Annotated in this window: 17 protein-coding genes; 12 read left to right on the top strand and 5 right to left on the bottom strand. The window is 30.9% G+C overall.

Annotated elements, in window-relative coordinates; all coding sequences use genetic code 11:
* Nucleotides 1–46 precede the first annotated feature (46 nt).
* From tsaD to HY951_19345, 3 genes are all read left to right on the top strand, one after another.
* A complete protein-coding gene (tsaD, locus tag HY951_19335) occupies nt 47–1,072 on the top strand; it encodes a tRNA (adenosine(37)-N6)-threonylcarbamoyltransferase complex transferase subunit TsaD (protein ID MBI5542219.1) in 1,026 nt (341 codons plus the stop codon).
* 3 nt (nt 1,073–1,075) lie between these two features.
* Entirely contained in the window at nt 1,076–1,744 is a 669-nt protein-coding gene (locus HY951_19340; GenBank protein MBI5542220.1) for a hypothetical protein, read from the top strand.
* A gap of 147 nt (nt 1,745–1,891) precedes the next feature.
* Entirely contained in the window at nt 1,892–3,202 is a 1,311-nt protein-coding gene (locus HY951_19345; protein ID MBI5542221.1) for a methionine adenosyltransferase, read from the top strand.
* Nucleotides 3,203–3,446: 244 nt separating this feature from the next.
* Here the strand turns inward: HY951_19345 and HY951_19350 are convergent, their stop codons facing one another.
* Together HY951_19350 and HY951_19355 are read right to left on the bottom strand one after the other, a co-directional pair.
* On the bottom strand, nt 3,447–6,116 hold the full coding sequence (locus tag HY951_19350) for a PAS domain S-box protein (protein ID MBI5542222.1): 2,670 nt from the start codon (nt 6,114–6,116) through the stop codon (nt 3,447–3,449).
* 247 nt (nt 6,117–6,363) lie between these two features.
* Complete coding sequence (locus HY951_19355) at nt 6,364–7,374, bottom strand: NAD-dependent epimerase/dehydratase family protein (GenBank protein MBI5542223.1); 1,011 nt, start codon at nt 7,372–7,374, stop codon at nt 6,364–6,366.
* Between the two features lie 65 nt (nt 7,375–7,439).
* Here HY951_19355 and HY951_19360 point away from each other — a divergent pair, with 65 nt between their 5' ends.
* The 3 genes from HY951_19360 to HY951_19370 all read left to right on the top strand — a co-directional run bounded on the left by HY951_19360 (nt 7,440) and on the right by HY951_19370 (nt 12,696).
* Nucleotides 7,440–9,077 (top strand): hypothetical protein, encoded by a 1,638-nt coding sequence (locus HY951_19360; protein ID MBI5542224.1) that lies wholly within the window; start codon nt 7,440–7,442, stop codon nt 9,075–9,077.
* A 96-nt stretch (nt 9,078–9,173) separates the two neighbouring features.
* The gene (locus tag HY951_19365; protein ID MBI5542225.1) at nt 9,174–11,966 is read left to right on the top strand and encodes a leucine--tRNA ligase; all 2,793 of its coding nucleotides are present in this window, start codon (nt 9,174–9,176) and stop codon (nt 11,964–11,966) included.
* Nucleotides 11,967–11,985: 19 nt separating this feature from the next.
* Nucleotides 11,986–12,696 carry a hypothetical protein gene (locus tag HY951_19370; protein MBI5542226.1) on the top strand — a complete coding sequence of 237 codons (711 nt, stop codon included), beginning with the start codon at nt 11,986–11,988 and terminating at the stop codon, nt 12,694–12,696.
* Nucleotides 12,697–12,741: 45 nt separating this feature from the next.
* On the opposite strand, the gene HY951_19375 is transcribed toward HY951_19370, so the two are convergent.
* Nucleotides 12,742–13,614, bottom strand: coding sequence for a hypothetical protein (locus HY951_19375; GenBank protein MBI5542227.1), 873 nt, complete (start codon nt 13,612–13,614; stop codon nt 12,742–12,744).
* 2 nt (nt 13,615–13,616) lie between these two features.
* The gene (locus HY951_19380; protein MBI5542228.1) at nt 13,617–14,495 is read right to left on the bottom strand and encodes a nucleoside phosphorylase; all 879 of its coding nucleotides are present in this window, start codon (nt 14,493–14,495) and stop codon (nt 13,617–13,619) included.
* Between the two features lie 192 nt (nt 14,496–14,687).
* Between HY951_19380 and HY951_19385 the strand changes: the two genes are divergently transcribed.
* The 3 genes from HY951_19385 to HY951_19395 are packed head-to-tail and all read left to right on the top strand — an operon-like array spanning nt 14,688 to nt 17,257.
* Complete coding sequence (locus HY951_19385) at nt 14,688–15,548, top strand: universal stress protein (protein MBI5542229.1); 861 nt, start codon at nt 14,688–14,690, stop codon at nt 15,546–15,548.
* Between the two features lie 12 nt (nt 15,549–15,560).
* The gene (locus HY951_19390) at nt 15,561–16,517 is read left to right on the top strand and encodes a hypothetical protein (protein MBI5542230.1); all 957 of its coding nucleotides are present in this window, start codon (nt 15,561–15,563) and stop codon (nt 16,515–16,517) included.
* 38 nt (nt 16,518–16,555) lie between these two features.
* Nucleotides 16,556–17,257, top strand: coding sequence for a L,D-transpeptidase family protein (locus HY951_19395; protein ID MBI5542231.1), 702 nt, complete (start codon nt 16,556–16,558; stop codon nt 17,255–17,257).
* Here HY951_19395 and HY951_19400 read toward each other — a convergent pair.
* Nucleotides 17,250–21,467: a PAS domain S-box protein gene (locus HY951_19400; protein MBI5542232.1), complete on the bottom strand. Its 4,218-nt coding sequence runs from the start codon at nt 21,465–21,467 to the stop codon at nt 17,250–17,252. The genes HY951_19395 and HY951_19400 overlap by 8 nt on opposite strands.
* 184 nt (nt 21,468–21,651) lie before the next feature.
* On the opposite strand from HY951_19400, the gene HY951_19405 reads away from it, so the two are divergent.
* From HY951_19405 to folK, 3 genes are all read left to right on the top strand, one after another.
* The gene (locus HY951_19405) at nt 21,652–23,826 is read left to right on the top strand and encodes a copper-translocating P-type ATPase (GenBank protein ID MBI5542233.1); all 2,175 of its coding nucleotides are present in this window, start codon (nt 21,652–21,654) and stop codon (nt 23,824–23,826) included.
* A gap of 9 nt (nt 23,827–23,835) precedes the next feature.
* Nucleotides 23,836–24,045, top strand: a complete 210-nt coding sequence (locus tag HY951_19410; GenBank protein ID MBI5542234.1) for a hypothetical protein — start codon at nt 23,836–23,838, stop codon at nt 24,043–24,045.
* Between the two features lie 9 nt (nt 24,046–24,054).
* Nucleotides 24,055–24,457 (top strand): 2-amino-4-hydroxy-6-hydroxymethyldihydropteridine diphosphokinase (folK, locus tag HY951_19415; GenBank protein MBI5542235.1); only part of this gene is annotated, 403 nt, incomplete at its 3' end.

The raw sequence follows: 24,457 nt of genomic DNA on the forward strand, positions 1-24,457 counted from the left end.
TTTTTGATAATTTTGCAAATAATTTATTGCCTCAAAGTTATAAAAATTGACAGAGTTAACCACTATACTTGGAATAGAGTCTTCATGTGATGATACATCGGCAGCTGTAATCCGCGACGGATACTTATTATCAAATGTAATTGCAAACCAGGATGTACATAAGGATTACGGCGGTGTTGTACCCGAATTAGCATCAAGATCTCATCAGATTAACATTATTCCTGTAGTTGAAAAAGCTATAAAACTCGCTGGAATAAAAAAAGAAGAAATTTCTGCAATTAGCTTTACTAGAGGTCCGGGTTTATTGGGATCATTACTTGTTGGAACTTCATTTGCAAAAGGACTTTCACTCTCGTTAGGAAAACCATTAATAGATATTAATCATTTGCAGGGTCATGTTTTATCTCATTTTATTAACGACCCGAAAAACACTAAAGAACTTCCTGGTTTTCCTCACCTTTGTTTGCTAATATCTGGTGGACATACACAAATAATTCGAGTTAATGCTCCATTAAAAATGGAAGTTATTGGAAATACAATAGATGATGCTGCCGGTGAAGCATTTGACAAAACTGCTAAAGTACTTGGATTACCTTATCCAGGAGGTCCATTAATTGATAAGCATGCATCTACCGGAGATTCTAAAAAATTCAAATTTGCAAAACCAAGAATCCCTGATTTAAATTTCAGCTTTAGCGGATTAAAAACTTCTTTCCTATATTTTTTAAGAGACGAAATGGAAAAGAATCCGGAGTTTATTAATCAGGAAAAAAATAATTTGTGTGCTTCATTACAACAAACTATTGTTGATATATTAATTGAAAAAGTAATAAAAGCTGTTAAAGAAACCGGCATAAATGAAATCACATTATCCGGTGGAGTTTCTGCAAATTCTGCAGTTCGTAAACAATTTTCAGAATTAGCAGCAAAAAATAACTGGAAAATACATATTCCTCCTTTTGCATTTACAACTGATAATGCCGCTATGATTGCAATTACTGGATATTATAAATTTCAACAAAAACTTTTTGCTTCACATGATTTTGCACCCATAGCCAGATTTAACATTTAACAAATGAATATAAACAAAATAATATTATCAGTTTTTATTCTTTGTTTTTCGCATTTAGCACTTGCACAGTTTTATCCTGATTCGACTTATGCTAAAAGATTAGAAGCAAAAAGAAATATTCTAAAAACAAATCCATTTACAATTATTCAGGGTCCTATTCCATTTGCATCTGAATATAGATTAGCTTATGAACATGTTACATCAGAAAGGGGTGCAATACAAATTTCATGTTCATATTTAGCCAAAGGTTTTATGGAAGTACTTGCCGAAGCTTCCGTTTCACCTCCGGTAAACTTAAAAATCAGAGGTTATAGATTTCAGGCTGAATATAAGTATTATCTTGTAAAGCGAAGAGACGGGATAAATGCACCCAGAGGAATTTATTTAGCTCCTGTATTTTCATATGCTCACGTTAAAATCACTAATAAAAGCAATGTACTTCAAGACGAGTATTACGCAATAACTTATACTAATTATAGTTTAAAATTCGGGATACAGATTATTAAAAAGAATCTTGCCTTCGATCCTTTTATTGGTTTGGGATATAGAAATAATATATGGCAGGAGCATTTTAATAATACAACCAGCCTTATGAAAAAAGACGACATTCCATTTTATTCAGATTATCCTGTTAAAATATTGCTTGGATTTAATGCAGGATGGGCTTTTTAGATATAGTTTTTAAAACTTATTTTAATCTTATTAAATGTATTTCAATAGTTTTTTTTGTAATATTTCAGCCAATCATTAGCTTTGCACTTTAATTTTTGGAGACAATCTCCATTTCTTAATTTTAAAACCACAATTAAATAAATAATTATGAGCTATTTATTCACATCAGAATCAGTTTCAGAAGGACATCCAGATAAAGTATCAGATCAGATTTCAGACGCATTACTTGACGCATTTTTAAGTGCAGACTCAGAATCAAAAGTTGCTTGCGAAACACTAGTAACAACAGGTCTTGCAGTTTTAGCCGGCGAAGTTAGAACCGAAGGATATATTGATGTTCAGGAAGTTGCCCGCAGAGTAATTAATCGCATAGGTTATACAAAAGCAGATTATATGTTTGACGGAAATTCCTGTGGTGTTATTAACAGTATTCACGAGCAATCTGGCGATATTCGTCAGGGTGTTGTTCGCGAAAAACCTGAAGAACAAGGTGCCGGCGATCAGGGAATGATGTTTGGTTTCGCTTGTCGCGAAATGGATAATTATATGCCAATGACAATTGAAATAGCACATATTCTATTACAGGATTTAGCGGATATTCGTCGTGAAGGAAAAAAAATGAAATACTTACGTCCTGATGCAAAATCACAGGTAACTGTTGAGTATGATAACAATGGTAAACCATTAAGAATAGATACAATTGTTATTTCAACACAACATGATGAATTTATTCTTCCAAAAAACAATACTCCTAAAGCATTAAAAGATGCTGAAGTAGCCATGCAAAAAGCTATTCATGATGATGTTAAAAATATTCTTTTACCCCGTACTATTAAAAATCTTCCTGAAAGAGTAAAAAAACTTTTTAAAGATTATAAATTATTTGTTAATCCAACAGGTAAATTTATTATTGGCGGACCTCATGGTGATACCGGTTTAACTGGTCGTAAAATTATTGTTGACACATATGGTGGTCGCGGTGCTCACGGTGGTGGAGCTTTTTCAGGAAAAGATTCATCAAAAGTTGACCGTTCTGCAGCTTACGCTGCCCGTCATATAGCAAAAAACATGGTAGCAGCAGGTGTAGCTGACGAAATTCTTGTACAGGTTGCTTATGCAATCGGAGTTGCTCAACCGGTTGGTTTTTATGTAAACACATATGGTACTGCAAAAATAAAAGATAATAAAGGTAAGGTAATGACAGATGGTGAAATTGCATCACGCATTGCTAAAATTTATGATATGCGTCCTTATGCTATTGTAAAAAGATTCGGATTAAAGAATCCTATTTTTGAACCAACTGCATCTTATGGTCATTTCGGTCGCGATCCTTATAAGAAAAAAGTTGAATTAGGCGGTAGAAACAGTACCAAGAAAACTATTAAGGAAATTGAATTCTTTGGTTGGGAAAAACTTGACTTTGTTGCGCCATTAAAAAAAGAATTCGGAATAAAATAATTTATTATAACAATATACTTTAAAGGTCGTTTTTTAAGCGACCTTTTTTATTTTATTCCAACATATATTATTAGCCACACTAAATAACGTTTTAGTGTTTTTTTGTCATAGCGGACTTGATCCACCATCTGCATTTACAGTGGCATGTGAGACGCAGACCATAGATTTAGAATAATGAAGGCAATCAAAACACAAGTGAGTACGCATCTACCAATAAAGAAATTTTGAACGGCTTTTTGGTTTTTTATAAATATTTTTTTATTAAATCTATTAAAACTGCTTTATTTAATGGCTTGGATATATAATCATCACAACCCTCTTTTAGTGCCATTTCTTTTTCAGAAGCCATAGCATATGCAGTTTGAGCCACAACTTTTGTAGAACTATTTAATGATTTAATAAGCTTTGTAGCATCTATACCATTCATAATTGGCATTTTTAAATCCATTAGAACAAGTGAAATATTTCTGTTATTTTTAAACTGTTCAACTGCCTCCAGTCCGTTTGTTGCTTCATATACCTTAATATTAAGTATCGACACCAATTCTTTTAAATACTGCATATTTATATCATCATCATCTACTATAAGAATTGACTTTCCTTCGATATCTTTTTCAATAGTATTCTGTAAAGAGTCTGGAATAAATTCAGGTTCGTTATTTAATTGTAAATATGGTATAGTAAAAAATACTTTAGTTCCTTTTCCAAGTTCTGATTCTATCCATATCTTTCCTCCCATCATCTCTATAAGTTCCTTTGATATAGATAATCCTAAACCTGTTCCTCCATAATTCTTTGTTAGTTCAAGTTCAACTTGCCTAAACCTTTCAAATATATGATCTCTGTTCTCAGCAGAAATTCCTATTCCTGTATCTTCAACATAAAACTCAAGCATATTATCTTTTATTTCATAGCCCAAAATAATATGACCTTGCTTTGTAAATTTTAAAGCATTATTTAATAAATTATTTAGTACTTGAGTAATCTTTGTTCTATCTACCGAAATACATGCTTGTAAATCATCTATTCCAAACTTTTTATCAAAATGAATTTCTTTTAATTTAATTTGATTTTTATAAAACACCCACAATTCCGAAATCAATGAATTAATTGCTACACATTCATTTTTAACAGTAACCAAACCAGCTTCAATTTTGGAAATATCAAGAATGTCGTTAACAATACTCAAAAGTTGATTAGAACGTTCAATTATTATAGATGTAAATTCTTTTCTTTTCTGGACAGTTAAATTAGGGTTATTTAGAAGTTCGGCAAAACCAACAATTCCATTCATTGGCGTACGAATTTCGTGGCTCATATTTGCTAGAAAAGCAGATTTAAGCTTCTCACCTTCTTCTGCTCTTTGTTTTGCTAAATATAATTCTTCATTTATTTGTTTATATTCTTCATTTATCTGTTTGTATTCTTCATTTTGTGTTTCAATTTCTTCTGACTTTTCTTTTAATTTAATTTCACTTATTTTCCGATCAGTTATATCAATAAAGCTAATAACAGCTTCTGTTAATTGATTTAATTCATTAAAAACTGGAAAACCATTAACAGTTAACCAAACAACATCATTACTTTCAGGTCGGTAAACACCAAGAATAATTTCTTTAAATGGTTTTTGTGTAGAAATAACCCTATTAACAGGGTATTCTTCTAATGTTAAAGGCAATTTATTTTCATTGATAAATTTCCATCGGGGATCTATGGCTAATTTCCCCTTCATTTGTTCTTCGCTTAGGCCTAATAAAAACGAGGCTCTTTGGTTATTATTTATTATTGAAGTATCAGCAGAATGAACAACAACTCCGGCTTCAAGATGAGCGATTAAACTTCTGTATCTTTCATCACTACGAAATAATTCTTCATTTAATTGTCGATATTCTTCATTTTGTTGGCATATCTCTTCGTTCTGAGTTTGTATTTCTTCATTCTGGGTTTTAAGTTTTATCTCGTATTTCAATCTTTCGTCAATATTTCTAACAATAGCTAAAATATTTCCGTCTGGTAACATATTACCACTAATTTCTACATTACAAAAAGATCCATCCTTACAAATAAATTCCCTTTCAATTACTATGCTTTTTCCAATTTTTATATCATTTATTTTTATTGCTTGTTTTTTAATACTTGACTGTGAAATAATCTGATTAATATTCATTGTTATTAATTCTGCTTTTGAATATCCAACCATATTACAAGCAGTTTCATTAACATCTATATAATTACCATTTATATCTGAAAGAAATATTCCGTCATTTGCATTATTAAAAATCTTTCTGTATTTCTCTTCACTTGCAATTAATTCTTTATCTATTCTGATTGTAATTTTACTTATTATAAAAGAAGATAATAAAACCATTATCAATCCTATAATAATTGTAATAATAATAATTTCTAAATAAGATTGATTAATTTCACTTTGTTCAATTTTTGCCACCACTCCTAACTTTAATTCGGGAATATAATGATAAGCAGCAAAAACCTTATCGCCCATATAATCCTCACTTTTTACTAAACCATTTTTTCCAGAAAGAGCAAGTTGCATAGGAATAGCCTTTTCAGAACCTATTGGTAATGTAAATTTCTTTTGATTCTTTACTTTTTTTAGTCCCTTTAAAAAATGAATGCTGTCATTTTCAATATAACCATAAGTATATTCAACTGGTCTGTTTACTGGTGTTTCCTTATATAAAATTGACTCTTCAATAATATGTATCGTTTTTTCGACATCCTTATTATTATGAAAAATTGACTCAATTATTGAAACTCTGTTATCAAGCGAAATTTGAATTCGGGCTTTTGCATCATTTACACTATCGTTATATTTTAAATACAGTGAAAATCCCGAAATAATAAAAACAACGGAAATAGTTGTGAGATATAAAAACAAAAATCGCTTTTTCATTTTTAAGTAATTATATTTAAGTAATAAATGTAATAAAATATTACTGTTTTAATCAAATTATTTACGAACATTAAAAACATGCTATATAACATGTTTTAACATCTGAATATTTTTACAAAATTTTAATAATTAAAAAAAGTGAACATTATAAAACCCACAATTGAAATATAACAAAGTACTCTACATTTAAAAATAAGCAATAATAATTCAGCTAATTTAATATTGAGTTTTTGTGAAGTTTCTAATTCTATTTTTTATTCTCAGCTAAGAAATCAATTGTCATTTCGCGAATAGTTTCATTAATTGTCTTAAAATTATAAGATAACAAATCGCAGATTTTCTTGTTTGAATAAGAAAGTTTTGATGATGCTATTCTCGCCATATCGCGAGAAATTAATGACTTTTTATTATTAAAAAACGATGCAATAGTTGATAATTTATAAACAAGATTTAGAGTTTTTTCTCCAACTTCTTTTCTGGGTAATTCTTTGTTAAGTGATTTTGCTATCAAGTTAAGTATTTCCCTATAAGAAAGATTCTCTGCATTTATAACAAAACGCTCACCATTAATATTAGAATGCAATGCAAGTTTAATAACAATATCTGCAACATCATTAACATCAACAAAGCCTGTACTTCCGGATGTATAATATTTTAACCCGTTATTTACTTTTGTAAAGAGCGCAGAGATATCTGTTTTCCAGTTTCCACTTCCAATAATTACTGATGGATTTACCACTACCAATTCCATCCCTTCTGAATGTCCGCGCCATGCCTGTAATTCCGAATAATACTTTGCAATAGAGTATGCAGAATTTTCTTTGTCGTTACGCCATTCTGTATTTTCATCAATTAAATTTCCGTTTTCGTTTCCACCAAGTGCCGCTATTGAAGAAATATGACAAAAACGCTTCACATTATTTGAGAGAGCCGCATCAACCAAATTAGATGTTCCGTTAATGTTACCATTAGTAACAAGTTTAAAATCCTTTTTATTAAATGAAACAATAGCAGCAGCATGGATTACATGCGAGACATCTTTTAAATTTTCTAACAGTAATTCATAATCAAGCATATCTCCTTCAATCCATTCAATTTTATCATAAAAATCAGGATAGCCTTTTTTTGCTAAAATCTTTTTTAAATAAACGGTAGAACTATTTCTGCGTTTAAGTGCACGTATTGGCACCCCTTCACCAGCTAGTTTAGCAAGCAAATGTGCGCCTAAAAATCCAGTTCCACCTGTTACAAAAATCATAATGCAAAGTAATAAAACTTTTTTAGTGTAATGAAGACATAATGTCTTTTCCTATATTTGCATTAATGAAACTCACAAGACTATATTCAATTTTCATTTTTTGTTGGCTGTCAACATTTTACTCTTTTGCTCAAACATTTAATTTACCAATTGATGATAATCTGCCAAAGTGCATTGAAGAAAATTATTTATCAAATCCACAAAATCATAGCCTGATAAAACCATTACAATTGGATATTATTAATTTCCGTAATCTTATTGATTCTTGCTTTTCTGTTAAAGATAAGAAAAAATGGTTGTTTGATAAAGATTTTATTTTTTTTAATAAGCTGTCATTTGATAAAGATTTAAATCCTGAGGGTAGTCCCAAATATGGTTTTTACATTAATCCTGTTTTAACAGATGTTTCAAAACTAAAAGATGGTTTTTTTACAGAAAACGGATTAACTGCTTTAACCTGGTTTGGTAAAAACCTCTCTGCAAATTTTACAGGAACATTTATTTATACACAGCCTAAATACAAAGGAAAATACATTTCATACGATGATGTTTTTTTACCTCATTTTGGTAAAGCTAATTTAGATTCTTCTACCAGTTCATATTCATATTTAAATCTTACAGGATATTTATCATGGCAGGTTGCCGATTTCATGAATTTACAAGTTGGTCGTGATAAAGTTTTTTTTGGCGACGGCTATCGTTCGCTTTTTGTTTCAGATAATTCAAATGCATATCCGTTTTTTAAAGGTACTGTTGATATCTGGAAAGTTAAATACACTATTCTTTATTCTTCCCTGAATGAAAAAGACTCACTTTCTGCAACAGACTTTAAAGCTAAAAAATATTCAGCATCACATATTTTAAGTTGGAATATTGGGAAACGTCTTAATTTCAATATGTTTGAAACAGTAATATGGCGAGGAAAAGATTCACTGGGAAATAGAGGATTTGATGTAAATTATCTTAATCCAATTATTTTTTACCGTCCTGTTGAATTTTCTTTGGGTTCTCCAGATAATGTAATAATGGGTTTTGGTGGCAGGTTAAGAATATTTAAAACTACTCATCTGTATGGTCAGTTTCTTTTAGACGAGTTTAAACTATCCGAGTTAAAAGCTAAAAGAGGCTGGTGGGGAAATAAATATGGAATTCAAGCAGGTATAAAAACATACCGACTATTTGGTGTCGAAAATTTATATGCCATGGGAGAAGTAAACGTTGTTAGACCATTTACCTATTCACATGGAAGTTATATGGAGAACAATGGAAATTACTCACAACCACTTGCACATCCACTAGGGGCTAACTTCGTTGAGGGGATTGCTAATATTCGTTATCGATTAGACAGGTGGCAAATTAATTCCATTTTAAAAAAATATGTTTATGGTGCCGATTACAACTCTTTAAATATGGGATTTGATATTTACAGATCCTATAATGATAACAAACATGAATTTAATAACACATTATTACAAGGACAAAAATATAAAATTACTTCATTAGAACTTTCTTTAGGTTATATACTTAATCCCAAATGGATGTTAGCATTTAATTTTGGTTTTAGATTTGATTTTATAAGTTTTCAGAAAATAAATTTAAGCCCATATAACGAGGGACCTTTTGATGGGTATGCTCATGACTGGAATCAATTTATATTTTTCGGATTATCAACAAATATCGGAAATAGAGAATGGCTTTATTAATCATCCATTTTCTTTCAGTTAATTTTTTTCAATTTTCAACAGCAAAATTCTTAATCAAGTTTTACTACTTTTGCACCTAAATATTTAGTAAATTTTATGGATTACAATTTCAGGGAAATAGAGAAAAAATGGCAGGATAGCTGGAAAAAGAATAAAACATTTAAGGTTGAAAACATTTCTGACAAACCTAAATTTTATGTGCTCGACATGTTCCCATATCCTTCGGGTGCAGGATTGCATGTTGGTCACCCTCTTGGTTACATAGCAAGCGACATTTATACCCGTTATAAAAACCTTACAGGATTCAACGTTCTACATCCAATGGGTTTTGATGCTTTCGGATTACCAGCAGAACAATATGCAATACAAACCGGTCAACACCCCGCAGTAACTACCGAAAATAATATTGTAAGATATAAAGAACAATTAGAGAAAATCGGTTTTGCATACGATTGGGATCGCGAAGTACGTACAAGTGAGCCATCATATTATAAATGGACTCAATGGGTTTTTGTAAAATTATTTAACCACTGGTATAACAAAAATTCACAAAAAGCTGAGCCAATTGAAAATCTAATTGAAGTATTTAAAACTTCAGGAAATTCAACTGTAAACTCAGAAAATAATTGCGAAGTAATTTTTACTGCTGACGACTGGAATAAAAAAACTGAAAAAGAGCAACAGGAAATTTTACTTTGTTACAGACTTGCTTACCTTGCAAAAACCATGGTAAACTGGTGTCCTGCATTAGGAACTGTTTTAGCAAATGACGAAGTAAAAGAAGGACTTTCTGTTCGTGGTGGTCATCCCGTTGAACAAAAAAAGATGATGCAATGGTGTTTAAGAATTACTGCATATGCTGAAAGACTTCTGACAGGCTTAGATATTATCGACTGGACAGATTCGCTTAAAGAAATGCAGCGCAACTGGATTGGAAAAAGTGTTGGAGCAGAGATAAATTTTACAATAAACAATGAACTAATAACAAATAACAGTTTAACAGTATTCACAACACGCCCAGACACAATTTTTGGTTGTACATTTATGGTTCTTGCTCCCGAACACGAGCTTGTTTCGCAAATAACAACAGATGAACAAAAATCAGCAATTGATAATTATATTGCATTAACAAAGAAACGTACCGAGCGCGAAAGAATGACAGAGGTTAACAAAGTGTCGGGATGTTTTACCGGTGCTTATGCAAAACATCCTTTCACCGGCTTGCCAATTCCAATATGGATTAGCGATTACGTTCTTGCCGGATATGGCACAGGTGCAATAATGGCAGTGCCTGCACATGATAGCAGAGACTTTGCTTTTGCACGACACTTTAACTTACCAATTATTCAGGTAATTAAGAAAAATGGCGAAGAACCAACCGACATCTCAACCTGGACAGAATCATTTGATGCAAAAGAAGGAACGTGTATCAATTCTAACTTTATTAATGGGCTTGATGTTACAGAAGGAATGAAAACAGTAATTGACAGAATTGAAACTGAAGGAATCGGAAAAAAAATGATTAATTATCGTTTACGTGATGCTATTTTCAGTCGCCAACGATATTGGGGAGAGCCTTTTCCTATTTATTACAAAAACGAAATGCCTTATACATTACCCGAAGATAAATTACCCCTTGCACTTCCCGAAATAGACTCATTCTTACCAACAGCCGATGGTCAGCCACCTCTTGGTCGTGCCGCAAACTGGAAAACCGAAGATGGCTATCCACTTGAATTAAGTACTATGCCTGGTTTTGCAGGTTCATCGGGGTATTATTTTCGTTATATGGACCCCAAAAATAACAACGAGTACTTTTCAAAAGATACAGTAAATTATTGGAAAGACGTTGATTTATATATTGGCGGTACCGAACATGCAACAGGTCATTTAATGTATGCACGTTTTTGGTGTAAGTTTTTATTCGATATGGGTATTTCGCCTGTTGAAGAGCCATTCAGGAAATTAATTAATCAGGGAATGATACAGGGAAGGTCAAATTTTGTTTATAGAATTAATGGCACAAATAAATATGTCTCAAAAGGATTAAAAGACAATTATGAAACTCGAGAAATTCATGTTGATGTAAACATTGTTACGAATGACATATTAGATCTCGAAGCATTCAAGAAATGGAGCCCTGACAATGAAAATGCTGAATTTATTCTTGAAGACGGCAAATATATTTGTGGTTATGGTGTAGAAAAAATGTCAAAATCCATGTATAATGTTGTTAACCCTGATAGCATTGTAGAGAAATATGGAGCTGACACTTTACGCATGTACGAAATGTTCTTAGGTCCGTTAGAACAGGCAAAACCATGGGATACCGCCGGAATTGAAGGTGTTCATCGTTTCTTCAGAAAATTATGGAAGCTTTATCACGATGAAAATAACAAATTTCAGATATCAGACGAAAAAGCAAATCCACAGGAATTAAAGGCACTTCATAAACTAATTAAAAAAGTTAAAGAAGATATTGAAGCTTTTTCTTTTAATACTTCTGTTAGTGCATTTATGATTTGTGTTAATGAATTAACAGAATTAAAATGTAACAAAAAAGAAATTCTTGAGCCATTAAATATTATTTTATCACCATTTGCTCCTCATATTGCCGAAGAATTATGGCAACTTATGGGTAATAACCAAAGCATTTTAAAAGCAACATATCCAAAATTTGAAGAATATTACCTTGTTGAAAGCAATAAACTTTATCCAGTTTCTTTTAACGGCAAGGTAAGGTATCAGTTGGAGTTACCTTTAAATATGACTAAAGAAGAAATTGAAAAAGCAGCATTAGAAAACGAGCAAACAAAAAAATGGCTTGAGGGTAAAGAGCCAAAAAAATTAATTGTAGTTCCGGGAAAAATAATTAATATTGTTTATTAAAAACTTAAAACTCTTATTTATGAAAAAACTATTTTTATTAATTTCTGTTTTTGCAGGTTTATTTTTTGCATCTTGTTCCAACAGCGACAATGGAAAAGATGGCTCAACAGATTCTACTCAGGTTGCTGTAACAACTGACGATGCCGCTCCACAAGGTGCACGTTATGGTATTAAATCAGGTATTATATCATATGAACAATATGAAATGATGGGAGTTAAAATAACCCAAACCACATATTTTGATGATTATGGGAAAAAAGAATGCCAGGAAATTATTTCTGAAATGGAGATGATGGGAATGAAAACCAAACAACACAGTATGAGCATAATGGCTGATGGTTATTCAATTAATTACCAACTTGAGAATTTAGTTAACGGAAAAGATGAAACTAAAAAAACTGCAACAAAAGTTAAAGTTAGTGGTAATCCATTTGGAAGCATGGACTTCTCAACATTTACTGATGAGTTAAAAAAACAATACGACTTTAAGGAAGAAGGAACAGAAACTGTTGCAGGTGTTGAAGGCACAAAATTTTCAATGACAATGGACAAAACTAAACCAAACGATAAAATTACTGGTGTTATTTATAAAAATGTGATGCTTAAAACTTCTATGAAAATGAGTGGATTTGCAATCAACCTCGTTGCAAATAAATTCGAACAAAATGCAAGTATACCTGCAGAAAAATTTACAATTCCTGCTGGTTACACAGTAGAAGAAACAAAGTAAAAAATATTTTTTCTTTTAAAGAGCCTCACAAATATGTGAGGTTTTTTATTTTGTTAACAATTCCATTAATTCTCCCAGTTCACTCATTTTATCTGTATAACCCAACTTTTCATATGATAAAATAAGATTTGAAATTAGCCTTTCTAATGTTTGAATATTAGTACAAGGTGAAAAATAATCTTTTTTAGGCTCCAACTGCTGTTGAGTTAAAAAATAATCAATTTCTTTTCTCCCAAAAGCTGCACCTCTATTAAAAGGATTTATATAAAACAGAACAGTATTATCAGCACTATCACCAAATGCATGAAAAGCGGAGATATCATCAATATAACAAAGTATAAAATTCTTAGGAAGATTAACACCAAAAACAGGAAGTTCCAGACGTTGAGCAATAGTCATATACAAAATACCAAGGCTTACTGGATTTCCCTTTTTTGACTCAAATAACAAATTTAAATAAGCATTTTGCGGAGAGTAAAAGTTTGCATTATTTGGCGAAAACTTATGAACTTCGAATAAAATATGATTCAGCACTCTTATCTTTTCAAGAGCAGTTAAATTTTCGTTTAACTCTAGCCACACTTCGCTTCTAATACTCTCAATTTGTTTTGCAATTCCATCCCATGATAAATCGGGATACTGATATTTTGCTAACAAAAAAGCACCAAAAGCAATGTCCTTTGCCCCACCTTGTACCCATTCTTCCAATTGATTTTTTAAAGAAGTAAATTGTATGCTTTTAATAATGTTTTCTATTCTTTCCTGAATTAACTCATCAAATGAACTTTCCCATGCACTTTCTAATTCTGGAACTATTTCCAGTCCATAACCGATAAGATTATCACGCACTGCCCTGTAAATATTCTCATCAGGATCATCGAGCAATTTTATTTGAGATAAAATAGATTTTGATTCCATTCTTATTCTGTTAGTTTTTCTAATGTATGTTCAACAAGCTTTCTAACAATTGGCTTATAATCTTTACTATAAGTCTTAGATACTCTATTTGCTATTATTGCGCAAATTGTTAGAGCATGATGTCCCAGCAATTTTGATAACCCATAAAGTGCGGAACTTTCCATCTCATAATTTGTTATCTGACGACCATTAAAATTAAATTTTTCTATTTTATTGTTAATTTCAGGATCGGCAATAGGTAGCCTAAGAACTCTACCTTGTGGACCATAAAAACCCGAGGCAGAAATTGTTACTCCCTTTTTAAAATCTTTACCAAGTTTTTCCATCAGATTTTTACAACAATCAACAACATATGGCTTTGGCAATAATGGATTCCAATCCATAAACTCGGTAAATGCTTTCTCGAAATCAAGATTAGAAATTTTATTTCTGTTTTGATAATAGTTTAATAAACCATCAAAGCCTATTGAACTCTGTGAAACCAAAAATGAATCAACAAAAACATCTTCCTGAAGTCCACCGGAAGTTCCTAATCTTATAAGGGTTAAAGATTTTTTATCTTCTTTTATTTCGCGCTTTTTAAGATCAATATTCACTAACGCATCAAGCTCGTTTACAACTATATCAATATTGTCAGTTCCAATACCTGTTGATAAAACCGAAACTCTTTTACCATTAAATATACCTGTATGGGTAAAAAACTCGCGATTCGAAACTTTATGCTCAATTTTTGAAAAATAACTGCTTACCATTTCAACCCTTCCCGGATCCCCTACCAATATTATTGATTCAGCAATTTGCTCGGGTAAAAGATGTAAATGAAATACACTACCATCAGGATTAATAATTAGTTCTGACGGTTCGATTTGTTTTGAATGCATGACTTTTATTTTAAATAAATATTATCAAAGTTAATACAGACAGTACAAGCAGCCTAAAGAATCAACATTTTTTTATTAACATAAAAATGGTCATAAAAAGCATTTTTAAATTGATTGACAAAAATCTTTTATTTAATTGAACTTCTGCTTATTTTTGCATTTTAAAAGCAAACAATTATTTAATTTTAAGTTATGGAAAATAGTGAAAATAAAATTTTAGTCCCTTTTGATTTTGGCGAACAATCATTAATTGCCCTTGAACAATCATACAGCCTTGCTAAAATGGTTAATGCAGAAATCAACATTTTACATGTAATTACTGAAAACAATGCTCTTTGGGGACTTTTCTCTAAAAATGAACAAGACGACTTAGAAGAAAAATTAAAGGTTAAATTAACCGATTTTGCCGGTCATATTGAACAAAAATCGGGCGTAAAAATTACTCCTTTAGTAGAAAAAGGAAAATTAGTTGATACAATATTAAACACTGCTGACAGATTAAATGTTAAACTTCTAATAATCGGATCAGCAAGCTCCTACGACCTCAAACAAAAAGTGGTTGGGAGTAATTCATTAAAAATTATTCGTGAATGTAAATGTCCTGTTATTACAATAAAAGGTAAATTTCACAGAGAAGGTTGTAAAAATATTGTGTTACCACTTGATTTAACTAAAGAAACCAGAGAAAAAGTATCAAATGCAATTTATCTTGCCAGATACTTTGGTAGTGTGGTACATGCCGTTACAATGAACACAACTTCAGATTCATATGTAATGAACAGATTAAAACTTCAGCTTACCCAAGTAAGTGAATTCATTAAATCACAAGGCGTAGAATGCACACAAAACTTCTTAAATACTCAATCCGGAAATACTAATATGTGTAACGCATTATTAGAATTTTCTCATAAAGTTGAAGCAGATGTAATTATAATAATGACCCAACAAGAAACCGAAGTAATTAAATATTTTGTAGGTTCATTAGCTAAAGAAATTATTCATGGTTCTGATTTTCCAGTTATGAGTATAGTTCCAAAAGGCAATAAAAAATAAAAAAATAACATTATGAAATTTTATCTTCTTGTATTATTTGTTACAGTAGTACTTTTTACATCATGTAATAATGAAAATAAATCTGATGACACATCATCAAAAGGAAGAGTTAATATGCTTTTGCCAACTTCAGTAAATGTTGGTGACTTGTTTTTATTTGATACAACTAAAGTATTAAACTGGCAAAAAGAATTTAATTCATCAGAATTTATAAGGAAGGTATTTTCAAAAGCTATGAGTTCTGAGGTTTCAGTTTATGCCGTATTTGCCGAAGATTCAACAAAGTATACAAAAGATGAAATTATAACAGCAATGGCGGCAAAATCAGAACAATTAAATTTATCTGAAATAAAGTCAATTTATTTTGAAGAAGAATGGTCGATGGATACTACCGAGCCTTTCATGTTTGAAAAAAATATATTGAGTTGGTATCCTGTCAGATATTTTAAAAGAGCCGGTAGCGATTTAGAAGAAAAAAAGTTAATATTCAGGGTGAAACAAGGCAATCCAACCGAACTTTTAGCAAAGAATGTTATCTCTGAACATAATTTATACGATTCTGTTCCACTACCTTTTACAAAAAACTTTGATGCTCTTGCTCTTGCTGAACTTTTAATAAAAAAAGCTACAACTGGAAAAACAAAAGTATGGAATCCTATGAATGTTGATAAGGCATTAACTATTTCAGAAATTGAAAAGAACCTAGGCGTAGCTGCAGACACAGCATTTGTTGATGATCCTAATACTGGTGAATCGGTTATGAAAATTATAAAACGAGAAATAATGCCGGAAGAAATTGCAAGTATAGTTTTTGTTGAAGACTGGTATTATGATCCAACTACTTTTGCAATTAAAAAAGTTATTACAGGTATTGGTCCGGTAAGACATTACTTAAAAAATGATGGAGAAATGGCAAAAACAGTTGTTTTTATGATATATTTAGGAACAGAAAAAACTAAATTATTTTAATGTTTAGAGCATTATTCATATTATTTCTCTCTTTATTTATGTCATTAAATAACATAGCTCAAACATTTGTTTCCGATCAAAAAAAGAATTCAAGAGTAAAAACTGCATATTCAGAAAAAGAAGCAATAGTTAAGAAATTACTTGCAGATAACAAAATAGACAATTTTAACATCGACATATATATAAGAATTTTTAAGCAGGAAAAAATTGTTGAACTATGGGCAAAAGCTAAAACAAATAAGACTTATTCTCATATAACAGATTACAAAATTTGTTCTAGTTCCGGTGAGTTAGGACCCAAACGCAGGCAGGGCGATGGACAAACACCCGAGGGTTTTTATTTTATAAATAGATTTAACCCGTACAGTAATTTCTATCTTTCATTAGGACTTAATTTCCCGAATCAGGCTGATAAAATTGTAACTGCAGGAACTGAACCCGGAGGTGATATTTTTATTCATGGAAGTTGCGTAACAATTGGTTGTGTTCCTCTTACAGATGAAAAAATTAAAGAACTTTATATTTTTGCAATAGAAGCCAAATCACATGGGCAGAACAAAGTGCCTGTTCATATTTTTCCTTGTAAAATGACAACTGAAAATATTGAAGAACTAAGGAACTTTAACAAATCGCATATAATTTTTTGGGAAAGCTTAAAACCAGCATACGACAATTTCGAAAAAAATAAAATTGTTCCTGCTTTTTCAGTTGATAAAAAGGGAAATTACACTATTAATTAAAAGGTAAATATTTTTTAATTTTAATATGTAGTTCTTCTACATCTAAGGGTTTTGAAATATAATCTATACATCCTGCTTTAAAACTAAGTTCCTTTTCACTGGCAAGAGCAAATGCAGTTTGTGCTATAATTGGCAGGTCGGGTCTGATTGATAATATTAATTTAGTGCTTTGAGAACCATCCATAAATGGCATCTGAATATCCATCAGAACTAAAGATATCTCGTGATTAGTTTTTACCAAATCAATAGCCTCAAGACCATTTTTTGCCCTAATTAATTTAACTTCTGTATCCAATAGCATTTCTTCAATAAACATAAAATTAAGATCATCATCTTCGGCAACCAAAATGGTAAATTGTTTCCAATTAAATTGGTTCGGGTTAAAAATAAGGTTTTCAACTATCTCGTTTGATACTTGAATTATATCTGCAGGAATATTAAAATAAAACGTACTACCTTTTTCCCATTCAGATTCAACCCATATCTTACCTCCTAAAAATTCTATAATATTTTTGGATATTGTTAAACCCAAACCTGTACCACCAAATTTTCTTGATAATGATAATTCCAACTGTGCAAAACGTTCAAATATTAGGGTTAAATGTTCTGGTTTAATACCAATACCGGTATCCCTAACATAAAACAGAATTTCTTCATTCTCTAGTGTAAACCCATATTCAATTTCGCCACGATTTGTAAACTTAACAGCATTAGAAAGTAAATTAAGTAACACCTGTCTTAATCTGAAAGGATCTGTAACTATTGTTAAATTAGTATCGCTATACTGGTTATAAACAAGTTTTATATTCTCTTTACTTCTTGCTTTTAATTCCTGCTTATAGTGTAAATATAATTCATTTAATATATCTGAAAGCTTGCAAGGTAATTTCTCAATTGTAATACTTCCCGATTCAATTTTAGCAATATCAATAATATCTTCAATTAATCGTAGTAGCATTGCAGTACTTGCATTAATCTGTGATACATATTTTTCTTTCTTTTCTTCAGTGTTATCAGGTTTTAAAAGCAGATTAGAAAAGCCAATTATTCCATTAATTGGAGTTCTTAATTCGTGACTCATATTTGCTAAAAATGCAGATTTTAATTTATCCGATTCTTCTGCTTTTTTAAGAGCTTCTTTAATTTGTTCTTCAGCAAATTTGCGCTCTGTTATGTCTTCAAACATCACAAAGATTTTATCTTCAACTACAACTCCAAAAATGATCATTGTTTTTACCGTACCGTCTTTGCAGGTGGGATAATACTCTCGGCGTTCAATTTCGCATTTTTCAGTTACAGCCTTGTTCACCAAACCCATAAATTGTTCAATCGTTTGCTTACGGTAATTCTCTTCAGGATATGCCAAATTCCACCAACATTCCATGTTTGGAATATCCTCATGTAAATATCCAAATGTCTTAACAGCTTGTTTATTTATGAATTCTATGATTCCATTAAAATTAATAATTGCCATCGAGATATTTGAAAGTTCTAAAATATTACGCAACAAATTCTCACTTTTAATAAGCGCATCTTCAGCATTTTTCCTTTGTGTAATGTCTTTAACAGATCCAACAATGGCAATTACTTTAGAATTTTCTTCGTTAAGTTTAGCTTTAGCAAGAATACTTACCCATCGTAAGTGCCCATCTTTAAGAAAAGTACGACACTCTGCTTCTTGAGTATTACCGGTTGAAACTACTAATTTAAGAAGTTTTAAAGCCTTATCAACATCATCAGGATGAAAATAATTTATCCAGTTTTCGGGATTTGCTTCTTCAAATGAACGTCCGGTAACTGTATAAAAATTTTCAGATAAATAACTTATTCTCACCTCACCTTTTTCATTCACATCCAGTTGAAATATATAATCTGAGGTTAGTCCAGAAATAAGCTGTAACCTGTTTTCACTTTCTTCAATTTTTTCTTTTGTTTTTATTAACTCCAATTCTGCTTTCTTTCCCTCTGTAACATCTCTCACAGAAGTTATAATTCTTGTTATTTCATTGTTCTCAATAACAGGCGTTATGATTGTTTCTGTATGAAACATTCTGCCATTAATTAAAGTTGTTTCCTCTGAAATAACAGGCATTTTATCATTAATAACCTTATTATACTTTTCTAATGCAACATCTGTTAAAAAAGGAGACGCCTCTTTAATACCCAATCCTTCAATATTTGAATTGAGTCCCAGATTAATATATATATTCTTAAGTGCTGCATTTGCAAATATTATATTTAAATTGTTATCTGTTACATGAATAAATTCACTTATTGAATTTAAGGTGTTATTATATAACTGTTCAGCATCACTAAGGTTTTTAAGTGCTATTCGTCGTTGCAAAACAAGAGATGTTTGATTAATAAAAGTTTCAATTACTTCTTTATTTTCTATAATCTCGTTGTTATATGTTATTATTATTAAATTAGCTAGCAATTTGTTATCAGGACAAATTCCCATAAAATAAACCTTGCTAACCTTTTGTATTTCTACTATTTTACTAGATTCTTTTTCTGGAAAATAACAGGCATTCACAAAAAATTCTATAGGGTCAATTTCGACTAATTTTTTAATAAAATTGTAATTATGAACTTTTGGTGGTGTTTTATCAAACTTTAATTTTTCTACTTCCTTATTTAATAAAGCTTTAAAATTTTCTTTTCTTTCCTCTTTACAAAAAACATATTCTGTAGCAGAGGTTTTAGTTTTTAAGGAATATTTATTTATTATTACAGTATTATCACCTATAATTGATTTTAATCTTTCTCCTATAAACTTAAGGGGGTCAGTACTTAATGGAAGGTCAAGCATTTCCATTGAAGACTTTGTAATTAGTTCAAGATCTCTGATATATTTTTTCTCCTTTTCTTCGGCTTCTTTTTGAGCAGTAACATTAATTATATTCAATATTACTCCCGATATAATTCCATCATTTTCTGGAATGGGAGATAATGTATATTGAACATAAATTCCCTTTTTCCACTTTGTAACATAATACGCTAATTTGCTTACATTTTTCTTTGTTGCAATACATTTTTTAAACTCTTCAGAAAAGCCAACACTAACAAGGGGCTCAAAACTAAGCACATTAATTCCTTTTGTAGCTTCTGCAGAAGGAGAGCCAAGCAAAGTAAGAATAACATTATTGACTTCTTTAATATTTCCCTCAATATCAATTAAAGCAATACCTGTAGGAGAATTTTCAAAGAGTGATTTAAACTTATTTTCACTTTCAAAATGTTTTTGCAAAAATTTAGTTCGTTCGGTAATATCTTGAAAAATCATAATAGCACCAAAGTTCTTACCATCAGCTTTCCCTATTGGCGAAACATTTAATGAAATCTGAAAAGTTTTATTTTTCTTTGTATGAAGTTCTGCATGCTCTTGTATTGAAATTGTTTTCCCAGCTAGTGCTTTTTCAATTATAGCAGGAATTGCCTTTTTCGTTTTGTTATTAACAATAGATAAAACTTCATGTAATGGTTTGCCTATTACATCTTTTGCCTTACACTCTAACATTTGTTCAGCTACCCGATTAAGATTTACTATATTTGATTCTAAATCAGTAACAACAACACATTCACCTATACTCTGTAAGGTGAGCCTCAAATTTTCCTTATTCTCTTCTAATTTCTCCTGAGCCATTTTCCAATCAGTAAGATCCTGTGAAAGTCCAGCTCCACCAATAATTTCATTAGAATCCTCTCTGCTGTATAGTGGATGAGTTGTTAATTTAATATAAACTTCTTTTCCGCTTAAAGTTGATTTATAAAAACCTGTATAATTGCCAATTTCTCCTTTTAATGCAGCTCTAATACAGGGTAATACTCTTTTATCATTTATAGTATTCATATCAAGCCCCTTTAGGGCATGATATGGCGCAGAAAGTGTTTCAGAAAAAGCAGCATTTAGCTCACTAATTACAAGATTATTATCATAATAAAAAATCCCCGCAGGAGATGATGAAAACATTTGGCGAAATTTAACCTCATTCCAACGTAATTCATTAAGTATTTTAATAATTGTAGCATTTTTTTCAATTAAGGCTTCATTTGCAATTGAGTATTTTTCATTTATCGCTTTGTATTCTTCATTCTGAGCTGCAACTTCTGCACAATAAGCTTTAAATTTATTTTCGCTTTCAATTAATTTCAAACTCAAATTTTCAAGTTCTTCGCTAATGCCTGATTTTTGTTGTTTGTGTGGCATAATTCAAATATTTATGTAAAGATAATATTTTCACTTAACTTGACTGTTCTTATATAATATTATTAAGCATTTTCTTTGTATATAATTCGTTCCTAACAGCATTTTAAACATTATCTTTGTATTTTAATTCTTCTTAAAATTGAACTCAAAAAATAATATATCTGTAGAATACCCTGTCTCAGGTATGGCATGTGCCGCATGTGCTATTTCTGTTGAATCAACTTTAAATAATGTTGACGGCGTAAATAAAGTAAATGTAAATTTTGCAACCCGTACAGTTCAAATTGATTATAATTCAGACATTGTAAATCCAAACGATTTTAAAAAAGCTGTAGAAGCATTTGGTTATAACTTAATACTTGAATCCGATTCTGAAAATTCAGTTGAAATTGAACAAACAAAAGATATTAAAAAATTAACAAGGGATGTTATCGGTTCTTTTGCTTTATCGATTCCTGTATTTATTATGTCTATGTTTTTTCATCATTATCATAATTTAAATTGGATAATGATGTTTCTGACACTCTTTGTTATCGTAATTTTTGGAAAATCATTTTATCAGATTGCATTTAAACAGGCAAAACATGGAAAAGCTAACATGGATACACTTGTTGCTTTAAGTACCGGATTTTCTTTTATTTTTAGTTTTATAAATACTATATATCCACAATGGCTGATTAAAAATGGAGTCGAGCCACATGTATATTATGAGTCGGCCGCTATTATTGTAAGTTTTATTTTAACCGGCAGACTTTTAGAATCACGATCAAGACTTAAAACTTCATCGGCATTAAAGAATCTTATCGGACTTCAGCCAAAAACAATAACGTTAGTAGATGGTAACGAAGAAAGAGATATTGATTTGCGTGTTGCCGAACCTGGAATGTTAATAAAGGTAAGACCAGGTGAAAGAGTCCCTGTGGATGGAATAATAGTTTCAGGACAGTCATTCGTAGATGAAAGCACAATTACAGGCGAACCCATTCCTAATGAAAAAATACAGGGAGAAAAAGTTTTTGCAGGAACAGTTAATCAATCCGGAGTTTTTATTTTTGAAGCAACAGGCGTTGGAAACAATACTGTATTGGGACAAATAATAAAAGCCGTTAAGCATGCACAAGGCTCAAAAGCACCAGTTCAGAATTTAGCCGACAAAATTGCCGGAATTTTTGTACCTATTGTTATAGGAATTGCATTGTTAAGTTTTTGTTTATGGTTTTTTATTGGAGGCTTTCCTTATATTACGCATGCTGTTTTAACAATGGTTACTGTATTAGTAATTGCCTGTCCTTGTGCACTAGGATTAGCAACACCAACAGCAATAATTGTGGGCGTTGGAAAAGGAGCAGAAAATGGAATTTTAATTCGAGATGCTTCAAGCCTCGAAAATGCATGTAAAATTTCAGTAGTTGCATTTGACAAAACAGGTACTTTAACAGAAGGTAAACCAGAAGTTGAAGAGATTGTATGGGAGCATGGTTATAATTCTGACTTTAATATTGCCGCTATTTTATCGGCAGAATCAGCATCAGAGCACCCTTTGGCAAAAGCTATTTCAAATTATTTTTTACTAAAAGAATACAAAATTGAAACGATAACAAATTTTAAAAGTCACGCAGGTTTAGGAATAACAGCCGATATTGCTAATACTTTTATTGGTATAGGAAATATAAAGTTTCTGGATAGTATAGGGATGAAACCCAGTTTACATATAATACATGAATCTGAAAGACTACTACAACAAGGATATACTATTGTATATGCAGGTTTAGAAAATAAGATTATTTCTATAATTGCTTTAACTGATAAAATTAAACCGACAGCATTAAAAGCAATAACAATGTTAAAGGAAATGAAAATAAAAACTATTCTTTTAACCGGAGATAATACACAAACGGCAAGTATTGTTTCAGAAAAACTGGGATTAGATGAATTTAAAGCTGCACTTTTGCCAGCTCAGAAAGCCGAACATATTGCAAACATTAAACAAAAAGGAAATATTGTTGCAATGATTGGGGATGGAATTAATGATGCTCAGGCATTAACAGAAGCTAACGTAAGCATGGCAATGGGTAAAGGTTCAGATATTGCAATTGATGTTGCAGATTTAACCATTGTAAGCTCAGACCCTGTTAAAGTGGCACAAGCAATTAAATTATCTAAGTATACCATTAAAGCAGTTAAACAAAATTTATTCTGGGCTTTTATTTATAATATTATTGGGATTCCTGTAGCAGCAGGAATATTGTTCCCTTTCTTTGGTTATTTGTTAAATCCTATGATTGCAGGAGCTGCGATGGCATTAAGCTCTGTATCTGTTATTACAAATAGCTTAAGATTACGATATGTTAAATTTTAAATAAAATATATGGAAACAAAACAATTTAAAACCAATTTTAAATGCAGTGGCTGCAGTTCAAGAGTTGGAGATTTTTTTAAAAATGAACCTCGCATAAAATCATGGGATACTGATTTAACTCATGCTGACAAGATTTTAACAGTAAGTTTTGATGAAATTACTGCAGAAGAAATAATTTTAATAATTAAAAAAGCCGGATACTCGGCTAATGTAATTTAATATTATTTGATGAAAACTGCTCTTCTGCTACTAGGAACCAATATTGGAAACAGATTGAATAACATTAATTCTGCAATTGAATTAATAAATATTTCCGTTGGAAAAGTGTTAAAAAAGTCGAGTATATATGAAACAGAGCCATGGGGATTTTCATCCGATCAGTTTTTTTTCAATATGGCATTAACAATAGAAACCATATTATCCCCTTATGAACTAATTATAAAACTTGGTGAAATTGAAAAAGAAATTGGAAGAACACGTTCAAATAACATTAGTTACGAAAACAGGATTATTGACATAGACATTTTATCATTTGATGATGAAATAATAAGTACTTCTGAATTAGAAATACCTCATCCACGTTTGCATTTAAGACGCTTTACACTTTTACCAATACAGGAAATACTTCCTG

Source organism: Bacteroidia bacterium, assembly GCA_016218155.1.
Taxonomy (GTDB): Bacteria; Bacteroidota; Bacteroidia; order Bacteroidales; family GWA2-32-17; genus GWA2-32-17.

What these genes read in the sequence shown, in the direction of transcription:
- HY951_19395 (MBI5542231.1), top strand. Translation starts at nt 16,556, where the DNA reads ATGTCATTAAATAACATAGCTCAAACATTTGTTTCCGATCAAAAAAAG.
- HY951_19380 (MBI5542228.1), bottom strand. Translation starts at nt 14,495, where the DNA reads ATGCATTCAAAACAAATCGAACCGTCAGAACTAATTATTAATCCTGAT.
- HY951_19370 (MBI5542226.1), top strand. Translation starts at nt 11,986, where the DNA reads ATGAAAAAACTATTTTTATTAATTTCTGTTTTTGCAGGTTTATTTTTT.
- HY951_19405 (MBI5542233.1), top strand. Translation starts at nt 21,652, where the DNA reads ATGGCATGTGCCGCATGTGCTATTTCTGTTGAATCAACTTTAAATAAT.
- HY951_19400 (MBI5542232.1), bottom strand. Translation starts at nt 21,467, where the DNA reads ATGCCACACAAACAACAAAAATCAGGCATTAGCGAAGAACTTGAAAAT.
- HY951_19390 (MBI5542230.1), top strand. Translation starts at nt 15,561, where the DNA reads ATGAAATTTTATCTTCTTGTATTATTTGTTACAGTAGTACTTTTTACA.
- HY951_19360 (MBI5542224.1), top strand. Translation starts at nt 7,440, where the DNA reads ATGAAACTCACAAGACTATATTCAATTTTCATTTTTTGTTGGCTGTCA.
- HY951_19365 (MBI5542225.1), top strand. Translation starts at nt 9,174, where the DNA reads ATGGATTACAATTTCAGGGAAATAGAGAAAAAATGGCAGGATAGCTGG.
- HY951_19410 (MBI5542234.1), top strand. Translation starts at nt 23,836, where the DNA reads ATGGAAACAAAACAATTTAAAACCAATTTTAAATGCAGTGGCTGCAGT.
- HY951_19375 (MBI5542227.1), bottom strand. Translation starts at nt 13,614, where the DNA reads ATGGAATCAAAATCTATTTTATCTCAAATAAAATTGCTCGATGATCCT.
- HY951_19385 (MBI5542229.1), top strand. Translation starts at nt 14,688, where the DNA reads ATGGAAAATAGTGAAAATAAAATTTTAGTCCCTTTTGATTTTGGCGAA.
- HY951_19345 (MBI5542221.1), top strand. Translation starts at nt 1,892, where the DNA reads ATGAGCTATTTATTCACATCAGAATCAGTTTCAGAAGGACATCCAGAT.
- HY951_19350 (MBI5542222.1), bottom strand. Translation starts at nt 6,116, where the DNA reads ATGAAAAAGCGATTTTTGTTTTTATATCTCACAACTATTTCCGTTGTT.
- HY951_19340 (MBI5542220.1), top strand. Translation starts at nt 1,076, where the DNA reads ATGAATATAAACAAAATAATATTATCAGTTTTTATTCTTTGTTTTTCG.
- HY951_19355 (MBI5542223.1), bottom strand. Translation starts at nt 7,374, where the DNA reads ATGATTTTTGTAACAGGTGGAACTGGATTTTTAGGCGCACATTTGCTT.